Genomic DNA, 20,912 nt, shown 5'->3' on the forward strand with positions numbered 1-20,912 from the left:
GCGTCCGTTGCATCCGTCTCGGAATGCGGATACAAGGTCTACACCACGTGAGTGGACTAGACCTCTCCTGGGGTAAGGGGCGACACTGTCCCCCGTGAGACACGTCATCGCCCTCGATGTGGGCGGCACCGGGATGAAGGCCGCCCTCGTCGGCGCGGACGGCGAGCTGCTCCACCAGGCCCGCCGCGCGACCGGCCGGGAACGCGGTCCGGAGGCGGTCGTCGAGTCGATCCTCGGCTTCGCCGCCGAACTGCGCGCCCACGGCGAGGAGCAGTTCGGCGAACCCGCGGTGGCCGCCGGAGTCGCCGTCCCCGGCATCGTCGACGCCGACAACGGCATCGCCGCCTACTCCGCGAACCTCGGCTGGCGCGACGTGCCGCTGCGCCGTCTGCTCGGCGACCGCCTCGGCGGCGTGCCCGTCGCCCTCGGACACGACGTACGCACCGGCGGACTCGCGGAGGGACGCATCGGCGCGGGCCAGGGCGCCGACCGTTTCTTCTTCGTCCCGCTGGGCACCGGCATCGCCGGGGCCATCGGCATCGACGGCGGCGTCGAGGAGGGAGCGCACGGCTTCGCGGGCGAGATCGGCCACATCGTCGTACGCCCCGGAGGGACCCCGTGTCCGTGCGGGCAGCGCGGCTGCCTGGAACGGTTCGCCTCCGCGGCGGCCGTCAGCCAGGCCTGGGCCGAGGCGTCGGACGACCCGTCGGCGGACGCCGCCGGCTGCGCGAAGGCCGTGGAGGCGGGCGACGCCAGGGCGGTCGCCGTGTGGCAGGAGGCGGTCGACGCACTCGCCGACGGCCTCGTCACCGCGCTCACCCTCCTGGACCCGCGCACACTGATCATCGGTGGCGGGCTCGCGGAGGCGGGGGAAACCTTGTTCACACCGCTGCGTGCCGCCGTCGAACAGCGCGTCACCTTCCAGAAACTGCCGTCCATCGTCCCGGCGGCCCTCGGCGACACCGCAGGCTGCCTGGGCGCGGGCCTGCTGGCCTGGGATCTCCTCGCCACCGGCACGACCGACACCATCGACCGCTCGGAGGTAACCACCTGATGGCCCCTAGCAAGGTTCTCGTCGGCGCCCGGGTGGTACTGCCCACCGGGATCGTGGACGGCGGCCGCGTGATCGTGGACGGCGCGCGGATCGCCGGGAGCGCTCCCCCGCAGCACGAGCACCTGGACCTGTCCGGTCACTGGCTGGTCCCCGGCTTCGTCGACATCCACAACCACGGCGGCGGCGGCGCGTCCTTCACCTCGGGGACGGTCGAGGAGGTCCTCCGGGGCGTGCACACGCACCGCCTGCACGGCACCACGACGGTCGTCGCCTCGACCGTCACCGGTGACATGCACGGCCTCGCCCAGCGCGCCGGGATGCTGTCCGAACTGGCGGAGCAGGGCGACATCGCCGGCATCCACTTCGAGGGCCCGTTCATCTCCCCGTGCCGCAAGGGCGCGCACTCCGAGGAACTGCTGCGCGACCCGGACCCCGCGGAGGTCCGCAAGCTGATCGACGCGGCGCGCGGCCGGGCGAAGATGGTCACCCTCGCCACCGAGCTCCCGGGCGGCATCGACTCCGTACGCCTGCTGGCCGAGCACGGGGTGATCGCGGCGATCGGGCACACGGACGCGACGTACGAGCAGACGCGGGACGCCATCGACGCGGGCGCGACCGTGGCGACGCACCTGTTCAACGCGATGCCCGCACTCGGCCACCGGTCGCCGGGCCCGATCGCGGCGCTCCTGGAGGACGAGCGGATCACGGTCGAGCTCATCAACGACGGCGTGCACCTGCACCCCGCCTCGCTGGAGCTGGCGTTCCATCACGCGGGCGCCGACCGGGTCGCGTTCATCACCGACGCGATGGACGCGGCGGGCTTCGGCGACGGCCGCTACATGCTCGGCCCGCTGGAGGTCGAGGTCGCCGACGGCGTCGCCCGTCTCGTGGAGGGCGGCTCGATCGCGGGCTCGACCCTCACCCTCGACCGCGCCTTCCAGCGCGCCGTCACGGTCGACGGGCTGCCCGTCGAGGGCGTCGTGGCGGCCCTGTCCGCCAACCCCGCCCGCCTGCTCGGCATGTACGACAAGGTGGGCTCGCTGGAGCCGGGCAAGGACGCCGACCTGGTCGTCCTGGACTCCGACTTCGCCCTCAAGGGCGTCATGCGCAGGGGCGAATGGGTGGTCGATCCCCAACTGGGATGATTCACGACGTCGTTGTCGCACGGCGGTTGGCCCGGGGGTCTGGGCCGACCGCCGTTGTCTTTGGCATGATCGAACCGCCGGAACAACCGGCGGGCGCCCGGTCGGCGTCCATTCCATGAATTTCTTCGGGGGAGGTCGTCCCAGGTGATCCTCACGGTCACGCTGAACACCGCTCTCGACATCACCTATCGCGTGCCCTCCCTGCGACCGCACTCCTCGCACCGGGTGACCGAGGTGACCGAACGGCCCGGCGGCAAGGGCCTGAACGTGGCGCGGGTGCTCGCCGCTCTCGGCCACGAGGTGACGGTCACGGGCTTCGCCGGCGGCGCCACGGGCCGCACGGTGCGCGAACTGCTCTCGCGGACGGCGGGTGCGGTGGACGCGCTCCTGCCGGTGACCGGCTCGACCCGCCGCACGATAGCCGTGGTCGACGCCGCCACCGGCGACACGACCCAGCTCAACGAACCCGGCCCGGCGATCACCCCCGCCGAGTGGTCGGCCTTCCAGGCGGCGTACGAGCAACTGCTGCGCTCCGCCTCCGCGGTGGCCCTGTGCGGCAGCCTGCCGCCCGGAGTGCCCGTCGGGGCGTACGCCCAACTCGTCCGCACCGCACGCGCGCTGGCGGTCCCGGTGCTGCTGGACACCGGCGGCGAGCCGCTGCGCCGCGGGGTCGCCGCCCGGCCCGACATAGTCAAGCCGAACGCCGACGAGCTCGCCGAACTCACCGGCTCCCACGAGCCGTTGCGCGCGACCCGGGACGCCCGTCGCCGCGGCGCCCACGCGGTGGTCGCCTCTCTCGGCCCGGACGGACTGCTCGCCCACACCCCGGACGGCCACTGGCGGGCGGCCCCGCCGGTCCGCGCCCGCGGCAACCCGACCGGTGCGGGCGACTCGGCCGTCGCCGGCCTCCTGTCGGGCCTCGTCGAGGGCCTGCCCTGGCCGGCCCGGCTGAGCCGGGCCGTCGCCCTGTCCACGGCGACCGTGACGGCGCCCACGGCGGGCGATTTCGACCGTGCGGTCTTCGAGGACCTGCTCGGCCGGGTCACCGTGACCCCCGAGGTCAGCGCGGCGTAATCACCCCATATTCCGCAGACGATCACGTGTTCGTTAAGATCGGCGGCGACCACGGATCACCTGACCAGTGATCCGCTTCCACATGGGGGTAATTCATGCACAGCGCACGGAAGTTCGCCCGCCTCGCGGCCATCGGCGCCGCCTCGGTGGGCCTCGCCGTCTCGATGAGCTCCGCGGCGACCGCGGACACGGGCGACGGCGCCACGCGCGCCACGGCCGCCCAGGAATGGGGCGGCGGCTGGAACAACACCCGGGACACCACCATCCGGGAGAAGCCCAGCACCACGGCCCGCAAGGTGGGCACGCTCAAGAAGGGCAAGATCGTGAAGTGCTGGGTCGCCGGATGCAGCGGCACGCACAACGGCGGCGCCTACAAGTGCACCAGCAGCTCACCGACCGAGAAGGACTGGCACGAGGTCCAGTGGAACGGCAAGAAGGCCTGGGCCGCGAGCCGTTGCCTTGAGTGGGGCCGCGTGGAGTGACCTGACCGGGTCGACGGACGGCGGCCGTGTCCCGCTCTCGCGGGGCGCGGCAGCCGCTTCATGTCACGTGCCGGAGAAGGGCCTCACTTGTCGAGCGACAGCTGATCCAGGACGGCATCGCACTGGTTGCCCTGGTTGCAGGCGATCTCGATGACGTTGGTGCCCTTGTTGAGGTTGACCGGGGCCCAGGTCGTCTGCCAGCCCTTCTCCCAGTCACCCTTCGGGGCCTGCGCGCCGATGAAGTTCGCCATCTTCAGCGGGTTGGTGTTCGCCTTGCCGTTCACGACGAGCGTCGCGTTGGCGTCCACACCCGGGATGCCGTAGCGCACGTTCAGGCGGTAGGAGCCGCTCTTCTGGATGCCGTTGACGGTCCAGGTCACCTTCGCGCCGACCTGGTTGAATCCGGCGACGTAGACCCCGCCGTCGGACTTGGCGCCCTTGAAGTCCGAGGAGACCGTGGCCCCGCCGTCCAGCCGCAGCGCCTTGGCGTCGATCTTCGGCAGCTCGCCGGTGCCGGGCACGGAGCTGGTGCTCGACGGCGTCGGGGACGCGTCCTGCGAGGACGACCCCGCCGGGGCGCCGCCGCCGTCACCCTTGGCGTCGTCGTTCGAGTCGCCGCCCATCATGGCGATGCCGATGCCGATGACGACGGCCGCTACCACGGCGATCGCGCCGATGAGCAGGCCCTTGGTGTTGGGGCCGCGGCCACGCCCGCCGCCGTCGCCGGGCAGCGGCGTCCGGGTGGTGGGCGCGCCGCCGGGGACGGTCTCGGGGGCCGCGTAGTGCGGGTTCGGCTGGCCGTAGCCCTGCTGCTGCGGGACCTGGCCGTACTGCGCGGTCGCGGCCTGCTGGCCGTACTGCGCGGTCGGTGCCTGCTGCCCGTACTGGCGCTGGCCCACCGGTCGCGTCCGGTTGACCGAGCCCGGGTAGCCGTAGCCGCCGCCCCCGGTGGGCGGGGTGGCTCCGTTGGCCTGACCGTCGGCGTACAGGTAGCCGAACGGGTCGTCGTCCTCGGGCGTGCTCGCGCCGTTGTCGCCGGGCGTCATCCCTTGGTCTCCTCAGCAGATGCGGTACACGGTGAATGGCGAGCCTACCCGCTCTCGCTGGACCAAACGGGGGGTCTTCACCGCATCAACCCACTGACCTGGGTTTTATCCGGCACGCCGATGTTGTTTGGGACGAGACCGTTTCTCGACGTACATCCGTTCGTCAGCGGATTTCAACACCTCGTCCGCCGTCATCCCGCAGTGTGCCCATCCGATGCCGAAACTGGCGCCCACACGGACGGCCCGCCCGTCGATCCGGATCGGCGGGATGATCGCGTTCCGCAGCCGTACGGCGAGGTCCTGCGCGTCCGCCCGGCCGAGCCCGTCGGCGAGCACCACGAACTCGTCACCGCCGAGCCGGGCGACCGTGTCACCGTCGCGGACGCCGCTGGTGAGCCGCCGCGCCACCTCGATGAGCACCGCGTCGCCCGCGTTGTGCCCGAACCGGTCGTTGATCGACTTGAAGCCGTCGAGGTCGCAGAAGAGCACCGCGAGCCCCTTGGTGCCGTCGTCGGTCTCGCCCTCGGGCGCCACCGTGTGCACATGGTGGTCGAAGGCGTCGTAGGCCTCGGGGCCGGAGCGGAAGTCGAAACCGTGGCCGTTGCCCTCGTAGGCGGGGTGGGCGTGCCCGTCGAAGGCGCCGTTGCCGTCGTAGCCGCCGTTCGCGACGGCCGGCAGCTCCGTGTACTGGCCGTGCCCGTACGCCGCGTCCAGGGAGGCGACGGCGCCGGGCGGCAGGGACTGCGGGCGCTGGCAGAGACGGGCGCCGAGCCGGGAACGCAGCTCCGCGGAGTTGGGCAGGCCGGTCAGCGCGTCGTGCGAGGCGCGGTGGGCGAGCTGGAGCTCGCGGCGCTTGCGGTCCTCGATGTCCTCGACGTGGGTGAGCAGGAAGCGGGGGCCGTCGGCGGCGTCCGCGACGACGGAGTTGCGCAGGTGGACCCAGACGTACGTGCCGTCGCGGCGGCCGAGGCGCAGCTCGGCCCGGCCGCCCTCGGCGGACGTCCTGAGCAGGGTGCCGATGTCCTCGGGGTGCACGAGGTCGGAGAAGGAGTAGCGGCGCATCGCGGAGGCCGGGCGGCCCAGCAGACGGCACAGCGCGTCGTTGGTGCGCAGGATGCGGCCGTGCTGGTCGCCGCCCATCTCGGCGATCGCCATGCCGCTGGGCGCGTACTCGAAGGCCTGGCGGAAGGACTCCTCGCTGGCGCGCAGGGCCTGCTGCTCACGCTCCAGGCGGACCAGGGCGCGCTGCATGTTCGCCCGCAGCCGGGCGTTGCTGATCGCGATGGCGGCCTGGAAGGCGTACATCTGGAGCGCCTCGCGCCCCCAGGCGCCGGGGCGCCGGCCGTTGCGCGGCCGGTCCACGGACAGCACGCCGATCAGTTCGCCGCCGCCGGTGGAGCCGGAGGCGCCGGGCGAGTACATCGGCGCGAAGAGACGGTCGGAGGGGTGCCACTCGTCCTCGAAGCGGGGCGCGGGTCCGTCGGTGTACCACTGCGGGACGTCGTCCTCGTCCAGGACCCAGCCCTCGGTGTGCGGTATGAACCGGAGGTCGCCCCAGGCCTCGCCCATGGTGAGCCGGCGGTCCCAGGAGGCGCGGGACCCGACACGGCCGGTGATCAGGGCCTCGGCGGCGGAGTTCCCGGCGAGCGCGGCGACGACCAGGTCACCGTCCTGGCGCACGAGGTTGACGCACGCGAGCTCGAAGCCGAGACCGGTGACCACGCCGTCCGCGACGGTCTGCAGCGTGTCGGCCAGGCTGCGGGCGGTGTTCATGTCCGCCATCACCTGATGCAGCTGCCGCAGGGTCGCCAGACGGACGTAGGGCTCCGACTCGGTCTCCATTCGCCCTCCCCCCTCGTCGAGACCTCGCAGCAACTCCAGGGTTCTCTCGGCGTACCAGGTGCTCTTCGTGCTCTCGCGCTTACGACTGGGTGTACCGCTCGGTGGACTGCCGGGTGCTTTCCCACGTACTGCTTGGTAGCTTCGTGCTCAGCTTCCCCGCCACTGAATCACAGCGCGCTCCCCACTCGGTACACAGGGTCAACAAAATATGGCCCCTGTGACTCAAGTCACAGCTGAAGATGAACAATTGAGTGGGGTTTCTGCATTTTCATCGTGCGTTTACTGAACGCATGGTGGGGAGCTGTGCGGACACTGTGAGCGATTGTGGCCGGACGCCACGCGAACGTGTGCGGTCGCGATCTCCGTCTCCGGTCCTAGGACCCGTCTCGGGCCGGGGGCCGATGCGCCGCCCGGGAAGCGGAGACTAGCGTTTCGGCGTGCTGAAGACTTCCCCTGCCGCTCCACCCTCCGCATCCGGGCATGCTGAGGGGGTGAGCAACGACGAGTTCCGCGCCGCCATGACCCGGCTGGCCGCGGGCGTGGTCCTGGTGACCGCCCACGAGCCCGCACTGGACCCGGACGGGCCGGGCGGCGAGGACGTGGGCATGACCGCGACGGCCTTCATGTCCGTCTCGCTGGACCCGCCCCTGGTCCTGGTCAGCCTGCGCGAGGGCTCCCGCATGGACGACCTGCTCGCCGAACAGCCCCTGTGGGCCGTCTCCGTGCTCTCCGAGAGCCAGCGCCACATCGCCGGCCGCTTCGCGATGAAGGGCCGCATCAGCGACCGGCTGCTCTTCGAGGACATCCCGTACGTGCGCGGCAAGGAGGCCGGGGCACCTCTGGTGGGCGGCGCCCTGGCGACCCTGGAGTGCCGCACCGAGCAGCGGGTGGCCGCCGGGGACCACACCCTCGTCATCGGCCGGGTGCTCACGGCCGAGGTGCCGAGCGCCGACGGAGGACCCCTGACGTACTTCAAGGGCCGCTACCGGCAGCTGGGTTAGCGCCCGCACGGCGGACGGCGGCGGCGCCCCCCGCACGGGCGGGCCGGTCAGCGCTCCAGGACGGTGACGTCGAGCGCGGCCAGCCGCTCCGGGTCGTTGAGGATGTCGATCACGGCGATCCGGCCGTGTACGACTGTGAAGGCGAGAACACTGGTCAGGTGCCCGTCGGTGATGCCCACGACGCCCGCGACACCGTTGACGAGGGCCGGCCGCGCGGAGTGCGCGAGATGGGCGAAACCGATGGCGCCCGAGGCCACGGCGACCGCACCGGTCGTCACACCGCCCTCCGACCGCGCCACGACGTCCGGGTCGAGCACCGCGACGAGCGCGTCGAAGTCGCCCCCGCGCGCCGCCGCCAGGAACGCGTCGACGGCCTCCCGCTGCTGCGCGAGATCGGCGTCGGGCGCGGGCGCCCCGCCCTGCACCCGTCGCCGGGCCCGGCTGGCGAGCTGCCGGGACGCCGCCGGCGTACGGCCCACGAGGAGCGCGATCTCCTCGAACGGCACCGCGAACAGGTCGTGCAGCACGAAGGCGAGCCGCTCGGCCGGCGTCAGCGTCTCCAGCACCACCAGCAGGGCGATGCCCACCGAGTCGGCGATCAGCGCCTGCTGTTCCGGGTCGACGCCGCTGACGGGGCTGAGCACCGGCTCCGGCATGCGCACCCCGGGCCGGTCCTCCAGGGGCTCCTCGCCGCGGGCCCTGCGGGAGCGCAGCATGTCCAGGCAGACCCGTCCGACGACGGTCGTCAGCCAGCCGCCGAGGTTGTCGACGTGGCTCGCGTCGGCCCGGCTGAGCTTCAGCCAGGCCTCCTGCACGGCGTCGTCGGCCTCGGTGAGCGAGCCGAGCATGCGGTAGGCGACCGCGCGCAGATGACCGCGGTGCGCCTCGAACCGCTCGGCGAGGAACTCGTTCCCTCCGGGGGCCGGCCCGGTCGGCCCCGTCGGCCGGCCGGATTCGCTCGTCTCGCTCATGGGTCCCATCTCCTCGTCGCGGTCCGTCACAGCCATGACGGATCGCGGGACGCGAATGTGACGCGGGCCGTCGGGCCGTGCGTCCGGGACCCGGCGGGGGGTCAGGACCAGTCGCGCCCGGAGCGCCCGCGCTTGGTGTCCGAGCGCTGCTTCTTCTCGCGCAGCCGCCGCTCGTTGATGCCGCGGGGGATGCGGGTGGCGCGGCGGGGCCGGGGCGGCGGAGCGGTGGCCTCGGCGAGGAGGGCCGCGAGCCGCACGGCGGCGGCCTCGCGGTTGCGCCACTGGGACCGGTGCTCGGAGGCCCGGACGCTGACGACCCCGTCGACGAGCCGCCCCGCCAGCCTGGCGAGGGCGCGCTCCTTCCACACGGGCGGCAGCGCCTCGGTCCTGGCCAGGTCGAAACGCAGCTCGACCTGCGAGTCACTGGTGTTGACGTGCTGTCCTCCGGGCCCGCCGGAGCGCGAGAAACGCCACATGAGCTCGGCCTCGGGAAGGGAGACGGAGCCGCGGACGACATAGGGACCGGACATGAGGTTCATGGTCGCGCGGATGTCCGGTCCGCGTCACCCGTTTTTCCGCTCGACTGCGCCGTCGGAGCGAATCGAAGGTAAAGAAAGTAAAGAGAGCTGGAACCTTCCGTACCCCTCTCGGCGTTCATAGGGGTAGCTGTAGCTTCGTGACCGTACGAAGCCGTTCGAAGCCCATACGTACGAGGCACAAGCACCGCGTACGCAACGAGGGAAGGGACTCCCAACAATGGCTGTAAGCCTGTCCAAGGGTGGCAACGTCTCGCTCACCAAGGAGGCTCCGGGCCTGACCGCCGTCACCGTGGGCCTCGGCTGGGACGTCCGCACCACCACGGGTACCGACTTCGACCTCGACGCCTCGGCCATCGCGGTCAACACGCAGGGCAAGGTCTACTCGGACGCCCACTTCGTGTTCTTCAACAACAAGCAGACCCCGGACAACACCATCGTCCACACCGGCGACAACCGCACGGGCGAGGGCGCCGGCGACGACGAGGCGATCAACGTCAACCTGGCGGCTCTCCCCGCCGACATCGACAAGATCGTCTTCCCGGTCTCGATCTACGACGCCGAGACCCGTACGCAGAACTTCGGCCAGGTCCGCAACGCGTACATCCGCATCATCAACCAGGCCGGCGGCGCCGAGATCGCGCGCTACGACCTCTCCGAGGACGCCGCGACCGAGACCGCGATGGTCTTCGGCGAGCTCTACCGCAACGGCGCCGAGTGGAAGTTCCGCGCCGTGGGCCAGGGTTACGCCTCGGGCCTCGTCGGCATCGCCCAGGACTTCGGCGTCAACGTCTGATCCGCCGTCTCCCGCACCACCTGACGGAGCCCCCGGCCCATTCGGGCCGGGGGCTCCGTCAGGTGCTCCTCCTCGTCACGTCCGGGCGGCTCCTCGCCCGGCTCAGGCGGCGAGTTCCGCGTCCTCGGCCGCGGTCCCGGCCGCCGGTGCCGTGGCGGCCCGTGCCCGCCCGCCGCGCATGACCACCGTGGCCAGCAGCGCCGCGGCGAGGACACCGATCGCGCTGACGGTGAAGGTGGTCGCCATCGAGGCGGTGAAGGCCTCACGGGCGGCTCGCACCAGATGGCTGTCCCCGTGAGCGACGGCCAGCGCTCCGGCGATCGAGTGCCTGGCCTCCTCGGGGGCGCCGGCGGGCATCTCCCGGGCGAAGCCGCTCGACAGGAGCGAGCCGAGGATCGCGATGCCGAGTGCGGTTCCGGCCTGCTGGATGGTGTCGTTCAGGGCGGAGCCGACGCCCGCCTTCTCCGGCGGGATGGTCCCCATCAGCGCGCCGACCGCGGCCGGCATCGCGAGACCGGCGCCGAGGCCGAGCAGACCGAGCGCGACCGCAGGGACCGTGAAGCCCGAGTCGGCGGAGACGGTGGTCAGCAGGGCGAAGCAGGCGACCATCACGAGCATCCCGGCGAGGACCAGGAAGCGGTGTCCGACCTTCGCGGTGAGCGCGGCTCCGGCGAAGTTGCCGATCAGCGCGGTGACGGCGAGGGGCACGAAGGCGAGGCCCGCCTTGACCGGCGAACAGCCGAGCACGAACTGCAGGTACTGGGTGAGGACCAGCAGCAGACCGCCGTTGCCGATCTGCACGAGGGACAGCGAGAGCGAACCGCCGCTGAAGTCGCGGTGCTTGAACAGCACCAGCGGGACCATCGGTGCGGGGGTGACGTTCTCCCAGATCACGAACCCGGTCAGGGCGACGGCCGCGACGGCCAGGGTGACCGTGGAACGCCCGCCGAAGGCGCCGTGCTGCGGAAGCTCGATGATCCACCAGACCAGGGCGGTCATACCGACGGCGGACAGCACCGCACCGAGCGGATCGGGCTTCTGCCAGGGCCCCTTGGACTCCGGCATGAGCGTGAGACCCGCGACGATCGCCAGCGCGACGACCGGCACATTGATGAGGAAGATCGAGTGCCAGGAGAAGTGGTCGATCAGCACACCGCCGAGCACGGGGCTGCCGACCAGCCCGAGCATCGAGACCGAACTCCACGCCGCCATCGCCCGGCCGCGCTCCTCCTCGTCGAAGACGGTGATGAGGATGGACAGGGTCGAAGGCATGACCAGCGCTCCGCCGACGCCCATCGCGACGCGTACGGCGATGACCTCGCCGGGATCGGTGCACACGGTCGCGGCCAGTGACGCGAGTCCGAAGAACAGCAGGCCGACGATCATGACCTTCCGGCGCCCGAACCGGTCGCCGAGGCTGCCGGAGGTGAGCAGGAGACCGGCGAAGACCAGGATGTAGGAGTCCAGGATCCACTGGGTGTCCTGGGCGTTCGCACCGATGTCCTCGGTCATCCGAGGCACCGCGACGGTCAGCGCCATGCTGTCGACCACCAGGACCAGCGAGCTGAGGCACAGCACGATCAGGATCCACCAGCGGCGTGGATTGCGGCTTTCCATGGGAGTTTCCCTTCGGCTGCGCACACTGTTTCTTCAATGCGAACACTGTACGCACGACGGAACAGTGTGCGCAATCCCCTTTCCTGTACGCTCGATGAGAACGATGTACGCAGGACGCACTGACGCAGCATCAAGGAGCGCCATGGCCGCCAAGGCGAAGACGAATCCGATCCCGTCCGTGTGGGCCCGGCAGCAGCGCGAGCCCGCCCAGCCGGCGCTGAGCCAGGCCGCGATCGTCGGCGAGGCCGTCGCCATGCTGGACGCCGAGGGCATCGAGGCGCTCAGCATGCGCAAGCTCGGCGCCCGGCTGAACGCCGGCGCGACCTCGCTCTACCGGCACGTGGCGACCAAGGACGAGCTGATGGAGCTCGCGGTCGACGCGGTCGCGGCGGAGATCGTGGTCCCGCCGGCCGACAGCCCGGACTGGCGTGCGGCCGTCACCGAGGCCGCCGGCTCGTTCCGTGCCACGGCCCTGCGGCACCCCTGGCTGTCCTCGGTCCTCGGGCAGGCGGGCCTCGCCTACCTCGGCCCCAACCTCATGTCGTTCTCCGAGCGCCTGGCCGCCCTGTTCACGGCCGCCGGCTTCCCCGAGCCGAGCGGCGCGATCGACACCGTGCTGTCGTACGTCATCGGCATGAGCACCACGGAGGCCGCCTGGCTCACCACGGTCGCGCGCTCCGGCGAGACCGAGGCCGGCTTCATCGCCCGGCTCATGCCCGCGGCCCAGCAGGCCGCGGCCGGCCACGAGCACCTGGCCGACGCCTATGCCGCCGGTGCCGAGGACATCGACCCCGTACGGATCCGGGACGACAAGTTCGCCTACGGTCTCGACGTCGTCCTCGACGGGCTGTCCCTGCGGCTCCCGCGCTGACGGACCGGGCTCCCGGCCTCCTCGTCACGGCTTCGCGGGCTTGCCCGACCCTTCACGGCTTCGCGGTCCCGGCTCCCCCGTCACGGCTTCGCGGGCTTGCCCTCGCCGTACAACCAGTCCTTCCAGATGACGCCGAAGTCCTCGTCCGGCGCCTGCTTCTCGACGAAGGCGGTGAACTCGTCGGTGTCCGCGTTGCCGTGACGGTGGGCGGCGGCCCAGCCCTGGACGATGTCGTAGAAGGTGTCGTCGCCGACCTTCTGCCGGATCTTGTGCAGCACCATGGCGCCGCGGTCGTAGACGGGCGGGTCGGAGATCTTCGCGGCACTCGGGGGATCGCCCGGTGGGAACGCCCAGAGGGCCTCGTTGCCCGCGCCGCTCTTGTAGTAGTCGCCCGCGTAGAGGGCGTCGAAGACGTCCTGGGCGCTGTCCCCGCCGTCGTCCTCCTGCCACAGCCACTCCGCATAGGTCGCGAAGCCCTCGTTGAGCCACATGTCCCGCCAGGACTTCGGGGTCACGGAGTCGCCGAACCACTGGTGCGCCAGTTCGTGGACGAGGATCCGGGTGTCGGTGGTGCCCGGGAAGACGGGGCGGTTCTGGGTCTCCAGCGCATACCCCGCGTCGCCGGGGCGCTCGACGATCGCGCCGGTGGAGGAGAAGGGGTACGGGCCGAAGTTGTACTCCGCCCAGTCGAGGATCTCCGCGATCCTGTCCGGCACCTTCTTGCCCGCCTCCGCCTGCGTGGGGTCGACGGCGACGTACACCGGCAGGCCCTTCCCGGTCGTCGAGCGCGAGATGTCGTACCTGCCGATCGCGACCGTCGCCACATAACTGGCCATCGGCTCGGCGGTGTGCCACGCGAACGTCGTACGGCCGTTCTTGGTCGTCTCGCTCGTCAACTCCCCGTTGGAGACCGCGTGCAGGCCCTTCGGCACGGTGACCGTGATGTCGTAGGACGCCTTGTCGGAGGGGTGGTTGTTGCCGGGGAACCACGTCATCGAGCCGGTCGGCTCGCCCAGCGCGAGCGAGCCGTCCGCGGTGCGCATCCAGCCCTCCTGCGAGCCGTCCACGTCGGTGAGCGTCTCGGGGGTGCCCGAGTAGCGGACCGTCACGCGGAACGTCTCCCCCGCGTCGAGGCCGTCCCGCGGGTGCACGGTCAGCTCCTGGCCCGCGCGGTTCCAGCGGGCCTCCCGGCCCTCGACGGTGACGCCGTGCACCTCCAGCCCCTTCAGGTCGAGGTCGAAGGCGCTGAGGTCCGAGGTGGCCCGGGCCGTGATCACCGCCGTCCCCCGCAGCTGCCGGCCGGACGGCTCGTAGTCGAGGGTCAGGCCGTAGTGCGTGACGTCGTAGCCGCCGTTGCCCAGCTTCGGGAAGTACGGGTCGCGGACACCGGCCGCTCCGGGCTTCCCGTGCACCCCGCTCCCGTCGCATCCGGCCAGGACGAGGGCGAACGCGAGAGCAAAGGGGACGGCGACGGAAGATCGGGACACATCCACGATCCTACGAGCCGATGACGTCACCCGGACGCGATCGCCCGAGCCCCGCCACACGCTCCACCCGCACCCGGCGCCCCGGCCTGCTCGGTCCCGGCGACAGGCCGCGCCCGCCGGCATCGATCCCGGCTCCGATCCGCGCCCCGGCAGACCTCGGTCCCGGCGACCGGCCGCGCCCCATGCCGGCCCCGCCCGCCGTGGCCCGGCGCCGTCGGCGGGAGCGGACCCGCGAGGCGGCCGCGCGGTGCGCGACCGTCGCGCGTCGGCCGGGTCGGCGGCGTGACACCATCAGCTACGTGCTCGACATCGGCTACGCCCTCTCCAACCGCTTCCCCGACCCCCCGCAGACCGACTACCGCGGCGCGGACGTGCACGCGCTGCGGCACGACCTCTTCTGCGGGGACGTCTACCTCGCCGACACCAAGGCCGACCGGGAGCTGTCGACGGCCTGGGGCTGGGTGCCGGTCCTGGACTTCGCGTGGGCGCTGTGCGACATCGTGGAGCAGCTCGACCGGGACCCGCTCGGCAGCCGGGCCTCCCGCCCCCAGCAGGCCGAACTGGACTTCACCGAGTCGAGCGACCGCATGCTCTTCGAGCGCCGCTTCGGCTGGGTGGACATCGAGGCCGACTGGATGCCCGGCGACGAGGAGCCCCTGACCTTCTCGCACTCCGAACTGCGCCGCGAGGCCCGCGACTTCCTGCACGATCTGATCGCCGACCTCACCGACCTGCACGACGATCTCGCCGAGAACCCGGCGATCTGGACGCTCCGGGCCCGCTTCCCCCGCGTCTCGTAGCCGGAGCCCACGCCCGGCACCGACCAGGCGCAGGCGCGGCAGACCGGCGCGCCACTCCCCCGGCTCCCGCCGCTCCCGGGGCCCTCAGCCCTCCACCGCCCCGCCGTCCACCCGGATTCCCCTCTCGGCCGCCAGCGCCGGTGCCAGATCGAGCAGTTGGGCCGGGCTGATCACCGCGCCCGACAGCCGGTCCACGCCCCGCGCGATGTCCAGCTCGGCCGCCGCGCGCAGGTCCACGTCCACGAGGGTCGCCCCCGTGAGGTCCGCCCCCTTCAGGACGCAGTCCACGAACTCCACCCGCTCCAGGCGGGCGCCCCCGAAGTCCGGCTCCACCAGCACGCAGCCCTGGAAGACGACGTCCTTGAGGCGCGCCGTGCGCAGATTCAGATAGTCGATCTTGCCGCCGCGGACCAGGACCCGCTCCAGGACGGCTCCGTGCAGCTGCACCCCGCCCAGGCGGGCGTCCACCACCTCGACGTCGCGCAGCGTCGACTCGGCGAGATCCGTGCCCACACCCCGGGCGCCCGTCAGGACCGAGTCCAGCACGCGCGCGTGGTGCAGCCGGGTCTCGTCCAGCGCGCAGCCCGTCAGCGCGCAGTCCATGAAACGAGCGCCCCCGCCGTCCTGACCGGCGAAGTCGGCCTGGCGGAACTCCAGCCCGTCGTAGTCCCCGTCGGGCTCCAACTCCCCGCCGCCGAAAGGCTCCAGCGGGGGCAGCCGGACCTCCGGCCGCCGCGCCGCCTTCACCCCGGCCCCCCCGCCGGCCCCCCGTGTCCCGCCCTTGCCGCCCGTCGCTCTCCTCGCCATGGCCCCATCCTGCACGGCACCACTGACAATCGCCCTGACCTGCGAAGACGCCACCCATGTCACATTCCGGGGTGCTCGATCGGTCGTATGCCCAGAAGAGGAGCACCGGACAGCCGGCAGCGGACGACGACGCGAGGGAGACCCCAGTCATGCATCACATCACCGTCATCGGCGGCGGCTTCGCCGGACTCACCGCCGCCATCACCGCCGCCGAGGCGGGCGCCAAGGTCACCGTGTACGAGGCCCATCACACGCTCGGCGGCCGGGCCCGCACCGCAGAGGGCCCGTACCGGACCAACGAGGGGCCGCACGCCCTCTACAGCGGCGGCCCGCACTGGACCTGGCTCAAGCAGCGCGACCTGATCGGGCCGCTCGCGCCGATCCCGCCCCTGGAGGCCGCGCGGCTGCGACTGCACCACAGGGGAGCCCTGCGGCGCACCCCGCCGTTCGCGATGCTCAAGCTGCTCCGCCGCGCCTCTCGGCAGGCGCCCGTGGACGTCGACTTCATGACCTGGGCCACGGCGGAGGCGGGCGAGGAGGGCGCGCGGGCCGCCGCGAACTACTCCGCCGTGGCCCTCTTCCACCACGACCCCGGAGCGCTGTCCGCCGCGTTCGTGCAGGAGCGGCTGCGCCGCGCCATGAGGCTGCCCCCGGAGGCGCACTACCCGCGCGGCGGCTGGGCGAGCGTCATCGACCGGATGGCGGCGCGGGCGTGGAACCTCGGTGTGCGCATGGAGACGCTGTCCCGCGTCGACGAGGTCCCCGTGAACCGTGGTCCGGTCGTCGTCGCCACCTCCCTCGACGCGGCGCGGCGCCTCCTCGGCGACCCGTCGTTGACCTGGACCGGCGGTCGTACCGCGCTCGTCGACCTGGCCCTGCGCACGCGCCGCGGCGACGCGTTCGCGGTCTCCGACCTGGACGCGCCCGGCTGGATCGAGCGGTTCACCGCGCAGGACCGCACTCTCGCCCCGGCCGGCGAGCAGCTGATCCAGGGGCAGATCCCCATCGCACCGCACGAGTCCAGGGCCGACGGCGTGGCCCGCGCCGAGCACCTGCTCGACCTCGCCTTCGACGGCTGGCGCGAGCGGCTCGTGTGGCGGCGCGAGGCCGTGGCGAACGGCCGGACCGGCGCGGTGGATCTGCCCGGGACCAGCTGGCGCGACCGGCCGCGGATCGACCGCGGCGACGGCGTGTACCTGGCGGGCGACCAGGTCGCGGCGCCCGGGGTGCTCTCGGAGGTGTCCTTCAACAGTGCCCTCGAAGCCGTGGCTCTCGCCCTGCGGATCCGGCAGCGCCTTGACCTCAAGCATGCTTGAGGTTGAAGGCTGGCGCGTACAGAAACCGACGCGGGGCGCCCGACGACGAGGCGCCCGGGAGGAGCCCACCATGCACGCCGTCCGCCTGTACGCCTTCGGTCCGGCCGAGAACCTCACCTACGAGAAGGCCGAGGACCCCGAGCCGGGCCCCGGCCAGGTCCGTATCGCCGTCGCCGCGGCGGGTGTCCACCTCCTCGACGCCGCCCTGCGCGAAGGCGTGCGGGGCCCTGCCCCCGAGCCCACCCCACTGCCGACGATCCCGGGCCGCGAGGTCGCGGGCACCGTCGAGTCCATCGGCGAGGGCGTCGCCGCGCTCTGGCTGGGCAGGCGCGTCGTCGCCCACCTCGGCTTCGCACCCGGCGGCTACGCGGAGCTCGCCGTCACGGACGTCGACCGCCTCCACGAGATCCCGCGGAACCTGGACTTCGCCGAGGCAGTCGCCATGATCGGAACGGGCCGCACGGCCATGGGGATCGTGCAGTTCACCGACCTCGGCCCCGGTTCCGTGGCCGTCGTGCCCGCGGCGGCGGGCGGCATCGGCACCCTCCTCGTGCAGTACGCCCGGCACGCGGGAGCCACCGTGATCGGCCTCGCGGGCGGGCCCGAGAAGGTGGCCCGGGTCCGTGCGAACGGCGCCGACCTGGCCGTCGACTACACGGACGCCGCCTGGCCAGGACACGTGCGCGACTTCCTCGGCACCCGCACGGCGACGGTCGTCTTCGACGGGGTCGGCGGCGACGTCGCCCGCGCCGCCGTAGCCCTCCTCGGCCCGGGCGGCCGGCACATCGTCTTCGGCTGGTCCGGCGAAGGGATCAAGGACGGCTCCGCCCATCTCGTCGACGGCGTCTCCGAACAGGTCCTCGGCCCGGCGATGCTGCGAAAGGCGGGTGGTCCCAGCCCCGTACGCACCCTGGAACTGCGCGCCCTCGCCGAAGCCGCCGCGGGCCGCCTCGCCCCGGCCGTCACCCGCTTCCCGCTCGCCGAGGCGGCCGCCGCGCACCGGGCCCTGGAGTCCCGGGGCACGATCGGGAAGGTGGTGCTGGAGCCGTGATCAAGCACCGGACCGGAGATGCGACCCCTACCGATCCATGGTCTTCTGGGCAAGTGAGCCGCACCCGAACAGGTGAATCCGCCGCTCCCACAGGTGCCCCGGGCACCGACCCCCACCGCTGGTGGGGCCTGGTGATCATCGCCCTCGCACAGCTGATGGTGGTGCTGGACGCCACCATCGTGAACATCGCACTCCCCTCCGCACAGCGCGACCTGGGCATGTCCGACGGCAACAGGCAGTGGGTCATCACGGCGTACACCCTGGCCTTCGGTGGTCTGCTGCTCCTCGGCGGCCGGATCGCGGACCTGGCCGGCCGCAAACGCACCTTCGTCATCGGACTCATCGGCTTCGCGGGCGCGTCCGCGCTGGGCGGCGCCGCCACCGGCCCCGGCATGCTCTTCGGCGCCCGCGCGCTCCAGGGCGCCTTCGCCGCCGTGCTGGCCCCCTCGGCGCTCAGCCTGCTGACCACCACGTTCACCGACCCGAGGGAACGCGGGAAGGCCTTCGGCATCTACGGCGCGCTGGCGGGTTCGGGCTCGGCGATCGGCTTCATCGCGGGCGGCCTGCTGACCGAGTACCTGAACTGGCGCTGGTGCCTGTACGTCAACATCCCGATCGCCGTCGCCGCGGTCCTCGGCGCCCACGCGCTGCTGCGCGACAGCCCGGCGCAGAAGGGCGCCCGGCTCGACGTCCTCGGCGCGGTGCTCGGCTGCGGCGGGCTGGTCTCCCTCGTCTACGGCTTCAGCGAGGCGGAACCGCGCGGCTGGGCGGACCCGCTGGTGCTGTCGCTGTTCGCGCTCGCCGTCGTGCTGCTGGCCGCCTTCGTGCGCTGGCAGACGAGGGCCCCGAGCCCGCTGCTGCCGCTGCACATCGTCAAGGACCGCAACCGCGCCGGCTGCTTCCTGACGATGACCCTCGCCGTCATCGGCATGTTCGGCATGTTCCTGTTCCTGACCTACTACCTCCAGGTCGTCCTGGGCTACTCGCCCGTGCGGACGGGCCTGGCCTTCCTGCCCCTGACGATCGCGATCATCGTCGGCTCGACGCAGATATCGGCCCGGCTGCTGCCCCGTGCGGCGCCCCGCGTGCTGATGGTCCCCGGCACGGTCCTCGCGGCCGGGGGCATGTTCGTCTTCACCCGCATCACGGTCGACTCCGCGTACGCGAGCCGGCTGCTGCCGGGACTGGTCCTGATGGGCCTCGGCATGGGCCTGATCTTCATGCCGGTCTTCGCCACCGCGACCGCCGGGGTGGCCCCGCGGGACTCCGGCGTGACCTCCGCGACCGTCAACACCTCTCAGCAGGTCGGCGGTTCGATCGGCACCGCGCTGCTGAACACCATCGCCACCACCAGCGGCACGGCGTTCGTCGCCGCCCACCTCGGCGATGCCGCACACCGGGAGCTGGTCGTGCGGGAGGGCATCGTGCACGGCTACACCGTCGCCATCTGGTGGGCCGTCGGCATCATGCTCCTGGCCGGGCTGGTCGCGGGCCTCATGGTGACCGCGAAGCCCTCCGCACGCCTCCCCTCGAACGCGCCGGTGCCGGAATCGGTGGGGTGACGGCACCCCGGCGGGGCGGCCGCGGCCCGGCTCCGGCCGGTCAGTGCCGCCCGGCCAGCCGGTCCGCCACCTGCGCCAGACGCGACGACCGCGCGCTGTGCGTGGTCAGTTCGCGGCGGTCCGCCGTGCGGTAGGTCGCGTACATCCCGTGCACACCGATCCAGCGCAGCGGCTCCGGCTCCCACTTGCGGACCTTGTGGCCGACCCACGGCAGCCCGGTCAGGTCGGTCGCGCCCGACTGGCCCGAGTCCTGCTGGACCAGGTCGCGCAGGGTGCGCGCGGCGAGGTTGGTGGTGGCGACCCCGGAGCCGACGTAGCCGCCGGCCCAGCCGAGGCCCGTGGAGCGGTCCAGGGTCACGGTGGCGCACCAGTCGCGGGGCACGCCGAGCACCCCCGACCAGGCGTGCTCCACCCGCACGCCCGCCAGCGAGGGGAAGAAGCGCACGAGGATCTCGCGCAGCGCCTCGGCGGTCGCCGGCTGGGTGCGCCCGTCGTTGTCGGTGCGCGAGCCGAAGCGGTACGGGACCCCACGCCCGCCCAGCGCGATGCGGTCGTCGGCGGTGCGCTGCGCGTACATGTACGCGTGCGCCATGTCGCCGAGCGTCTCGCGGCCCTCCCAGCCGATGGCCTCCCACTGCTCCGGCGCCAATCGTTCCGTCGCGATCATCGAGGAGTTCATGGGCAGCCAGGTGCGCTTCTGGCCCCTGAGGCTCGCGGTGAAGCCCTCCGTGCAGCGCAGCACGTACGGGGCCCGGACGGTCCCGTACGGCGTCACCGCGTGCCCCGGTCGGATCTCCGTCACGGGCGTCTGCTCGTGGACGGTGACCCCGAGCTCCTCGACGGCCGCCGCGAGCCCCTTCACCAGCTTCACCGGGTGCAGCCGGGCCCCGTGCGGGGTCCAAGTCGAGCCGACCGCGTCCGCGACCCGCACCCGCGCGGCGGTCTCCCGGGCGCCGTACAGTTCTCGGTCCTTCTCGCCGTACGACAGCTCGTGCTCGTGGAAGGCCTTCAGCCGTGCCAGCTGGGCGGGCGTGTAGGCCACTTCGAGGACGCCGCCCTGGTGGATGTCGGCGTCGATGCCCTCCTCCGCGGCGACGCGCACCACCTCGGCGACGGTGTCGTTCATCGCCCGCTGCAGGCGTACGGCCGCCTCGTGACCGTGCAGCTTCGCGTACCGGTCGCGGCCCGCGATGCCGTTGTAGAGCCAGCCGCCGTTGCGCCCCGAGGCCCCGTACCCGCAGAACTTCTGCTCCAGCACGGTGACGCGGAGGAAGGGCGCCGCCTTCTTCAGGTAGTACGCGGTCCACAGGCCCGTGTATCCGCCGCCGACGATGACGACGTCGGCGGTCGCGTCACCGGGGAGGGGCTCCCGCGTCACGGGGAGGCCGTCGTCCGCGTACCAGAAGGAGATGCCGCCGTTGACGACACCGCTGACTGCGCTGCTCATGGCCGGG

The 20,912-nt window shown here is 72.4% G+C and carries 19 protein-coding genes; 11 read left to right on the forward strand and 8 right to left on the reverse strand.

What is annotated here, in order from left to right:
- Positions 1 to 94 precede the first annotated feature (94 nt).
- The 4 genes from ABEB03_RS12920 (at position 95) to ABEB03_RS12935 (ending at position 3,755) form a co-directional block, all read left to right on the forward strand.
- Entirely contained in the window at positions 95 to 1,054 is a 960-nt protein-coding gene (locus ABEB03_RS12920; RefSeq protein ID WP_345646628.1) for an ROK family protein, read from the forward strand.
- Positions 1,054 to 2,199, forward strand: coding sequence for an N-acetylglucosamine-6-phosphate deacetylase (nagA, locus tag ABEB03_RS12925; RefSeq protein ID WP_345646631.1), 1,146 nt, complete (start codon positions 1,054 to 1,056; stop codon positions 2,197 to 2,199). Before ABEB03_RS12920 ends, nagA begins: the two co-directional genes overlap by 1 nt.
- Before the next feature lie 144 nt (positions 2,200 to 2,343).
- The gene (locus ABEB03_RS12930; protein WP_345646634.1) at positions 2,344 to 3,273 is read left to right on the forward strand and encodes a 1-phosphofructokinase family hexose kinase; all 930 of its coding nucleotides are present in this window, start codon (positions 2,344 to 2,346) and stop codon (positions 3,271 to 3,273) included.
- 95 nt (positions 3,274 to 3,368) lie between these two features.
- Positions 3,369 to 3,755, forward strand: a complete 387-nt coding sequence (locus tag ABEB03_RS12935; protein ID WP_345646637.1) for an SH3 domain-containing protein — start codon at positions 3,369 to 3,371, stop codon at positions 3,753 to 3,755.
- Between the two features lie 83 nt (positions 3,756 to 3,838).
- On the opposite strand, the gene ABEB03_RS12940 is transcribed toward ABEB03_RS12935, so the two are convergent.
- Together ABEB03_RS12940 and cdgB are read right to left on the reverse strand one after the other, a co-directional pair.
- On the reverse strand, positions 3,839 to 4,801 hold the full coding sequence (locus ABEB03_RS12940) for a CBM35 domain-containing protein (RefSeq protein ID WP_345646640.1): 963 nt from the start codon (positions 4,799 to 4,801) through the stop codon (positions 3,839 to 3,841).
- A 105-nt stretch (positions 4,802 to 4,906) separates the two neighbouring features.
- Complete coding sequence (gene cdgB, locus ABEB03_RS12945) at positions 4,907 to 6,643, reverse strand: diguanylate cyclase CdgB (RefSeq protein ID WP_345646643.1); 1,737 nt, start codon at positions 6,641 to 6,643, stop codon at positions 4,907 to 4,909.
- Between the two features lie 518 nt (positions 6,644 to 7,161).
- On the opposite strand from cdgB, the gene ABEB03_RS12950 reads away from it, so the two are divergent.
- Positions 7,162 to 7,644, forward strand: a complete 483-nt coding sequence (locus tag ABEB03_RS12950; RefSeq protein ID WP_345647026.1) for a flavin reductase family protein — start codon at positions 7,162 to 7,164, stop codon at positions 7,642 to 7,644.
- 47 nt (positions 7,645 to 7,691) lie between these two features.
- Here the strand turns inward: ABEB03_RS12950 and ABEB03_RS12955 are convergent, their stop codons facing one another.
- Together ABEB03_RS12955 and arfB are read right to left on the reverse strand one after the other, a co-directional pair.
- Entirely contained in the window at positions 7,692 to 8,615 is a 924-nt protein-coding gene (locus ABEB03_RS12955) for a sigma-70 family RNA polymerase sigma factor (RefSeq protein ID WP_345646646.1), read from the reverse strand.
- Between the two features lie 101 nt (positions 8,616 to 8,716).
- Positions 8,717 to 9,154 (reverse strand): alternative ribosome rescue aminoacyl-tRNA hydrolase ArfB, encoded by a 438-nt coding sequence (arfB, locus tag ABEB03_RS12960; protein WP_028802890.1) that lies wholly within the window; start codon positions 9,152 to 9,154, stop codon positions 8,717 to 8,719.
- 217 nt (positions 9,155 to 9,371) lie between these two features.
- Here arfB and ABEB03_RS12965 point away from each other — a divergent pair, with 217 nt between their 5' ends.
- Positions 9,372 to 9,947, forward strand: coding sequence for a TerD family protein (locus ABEB03_RS12965; RefSeq protein ID WP_095935127.1), 576 nt, complete (start codon positions 9,372 to 9,374; stop codon positions 9,945 to 9,947).
- A 102-nt stretch (positions 9,948 to 10,049) separates the two neighbouring features.
- On the opposite strand, the gene ABEB03_RS12970 is transcribed toward ABEB03_RS12965, so the two are convergent.
- On the reverse strand, positions 10,050 to 11,564 hold the full coding sequence (locus ABEB03_RS12970) for an MFS transporter (RefSeq protein ID WP_345646653.1): 1,515 nt from the start codon (positions 11,562 to 11,564) through the stop codon (positions 10,050 to 10,052).
- 142 nt (positions 11,565 to 11,706) lie between these two features.
- On the opposite strand from ABEB03_RS12970, the gene ABEB03_RS12975 reads away from it, so the two are divergent.
- The gene (locus ABEB03_RS12975; protein ID WP_345646656.1) at positions 11,707 to 12,435 is read left to right on the forward strand and encodes a TetR/AcrR family transcriptional regulator; all 729 of its coding nucleotides are present in this window, start codon (positions 11,707 to 11,709) and stop codon (positions 12,433 to 12,435) included.
- Positions 12,436 to 12,515: 80 nt separating this feature from the next.
- Here the strand turns inward: ABEB03_RS12975 and ABEB03_RS12980 are convergent, their stop codons facing one another.
- A complete protein-coding gene (locus ABEB03_RS12980; RefSeq protein WP_345646659.1) occupies positions 12,516 to 13,922 on the reverse strand; it encodes a M1 family metallopeptidase in 1,407 nt (468 codons plus the stop codon).
- A gap of 299 nt (positions 13,923 to 14,221) precedes the next feature.
- Between ABEB03_RS12980 and ABEB03_RS12985 the strand changes: the two genes are divergently transcribed.
- Positions 14,222 to 14,722, forward strand: a complete 501-nt coding sequence (locus tag ABEB03_RS12985; RefSeq protein ID WP_345646662.1) for a hypothetical protein — start codon at positions 14,222 to 14,224, stop codon at positions 14,720 to 14,722.
- Between the two features lie 84 nt (positions 14,723 to 14,806).
- Here ABEB03_RS12985 and ABEB03_RS12990 read toward each other — a convergent pair whose 3' ends face one another.
- The gene (locus ABEB03_RS12990; protein WP_345646664.1) at positions 14,807 to 15,529 is read right to left on the reverse strand and encodes a pentapeptide repeat-containing protein; all 723 of its coding nucleotides are present in this window, start codon (positions 15,527 to 15,529) and stop codon (positions 14,807 to 14,809) included.
- A 149-nt stretch (positions 15,530 to 15,678) separates the two neighbouring features.
- On the opposite strand from ABEB03_RS12990, the gene ABEB03_RS12995 reads away from it, so the two are divergent.
- The 3 genes from ABEB03_RS12995 (at position 15,679) to ABEB03_RS13005 (ending at position 19,458) form a co-directional block, all read left to right on the forward strand.
- Complete coding sequence (locus tag ABEB03_RS12995; RefSeq protein WP_345646667.1) at positions 15,679 to 16,845, forward strand: FAD-dependent oxidoreductase; 1,167 nt, start codon at positions 15,679 to 15,681, stop codon at positions 16,843 to 16,845.
- A 70-nt stretch (positions 16,846 to 16,915) separates the two neighbouring features.
- On the forward strand, positions 16,916 to 17,896 hold the full coding sequence (locus ABEB03_RS13000; protein ID WP_345646670.1) for a zinc-binding dehydrogenase: 981 nt from the start codon (positions 16,916 to 16,918) through the stop codon (positions 17,894 to 17,896).
- Positions 17,897 to 17,949: 53 nt separating this feature from the next.
- Positions 17,950 to 19,458 carry an MFS transporter gene (locus ABEB03_RS13005; protein ID WP_345646673.1) on the forward strand — a complete coding sequence of 503 codons (1,509 nt, stop codon included), beginning with the start codon at positions 17,950 to 17,952 and terminating at the stop codon, positions 19,456 to 19,458.
- 40 nt (positions 19,459 to 19,498) lie between these two features.
- Here the strand turns inward: ABEB03_RS13005 and ABEB03_RS13010 are convergent, their stop codons facing one another.
- Positions 19,499 to 20,905, reverse strand: a complete 1,407-nt coding sequence (locus ABEB03_RS13010) for an NAD(P)/FAD-dependent oxidoreductase (RefSeq protein WP_345646676.1) — start codon at positions 20,903 to 20,905, stop codon at positions 19,499 to 19,501.
- Positions 20,906 to 20,912: the final 7 nt, after the last annotated feature.

It is taken from the genome of Streptomyces siamensis, from assembly GCF_039543605.1.
GTDB classification, from domain to species: Bacteria; Actinomycetota; Actinomycetes; order Streptomycetales; family Streptomycetaceae; genus Streptomyces; species Streptomyces siamensis.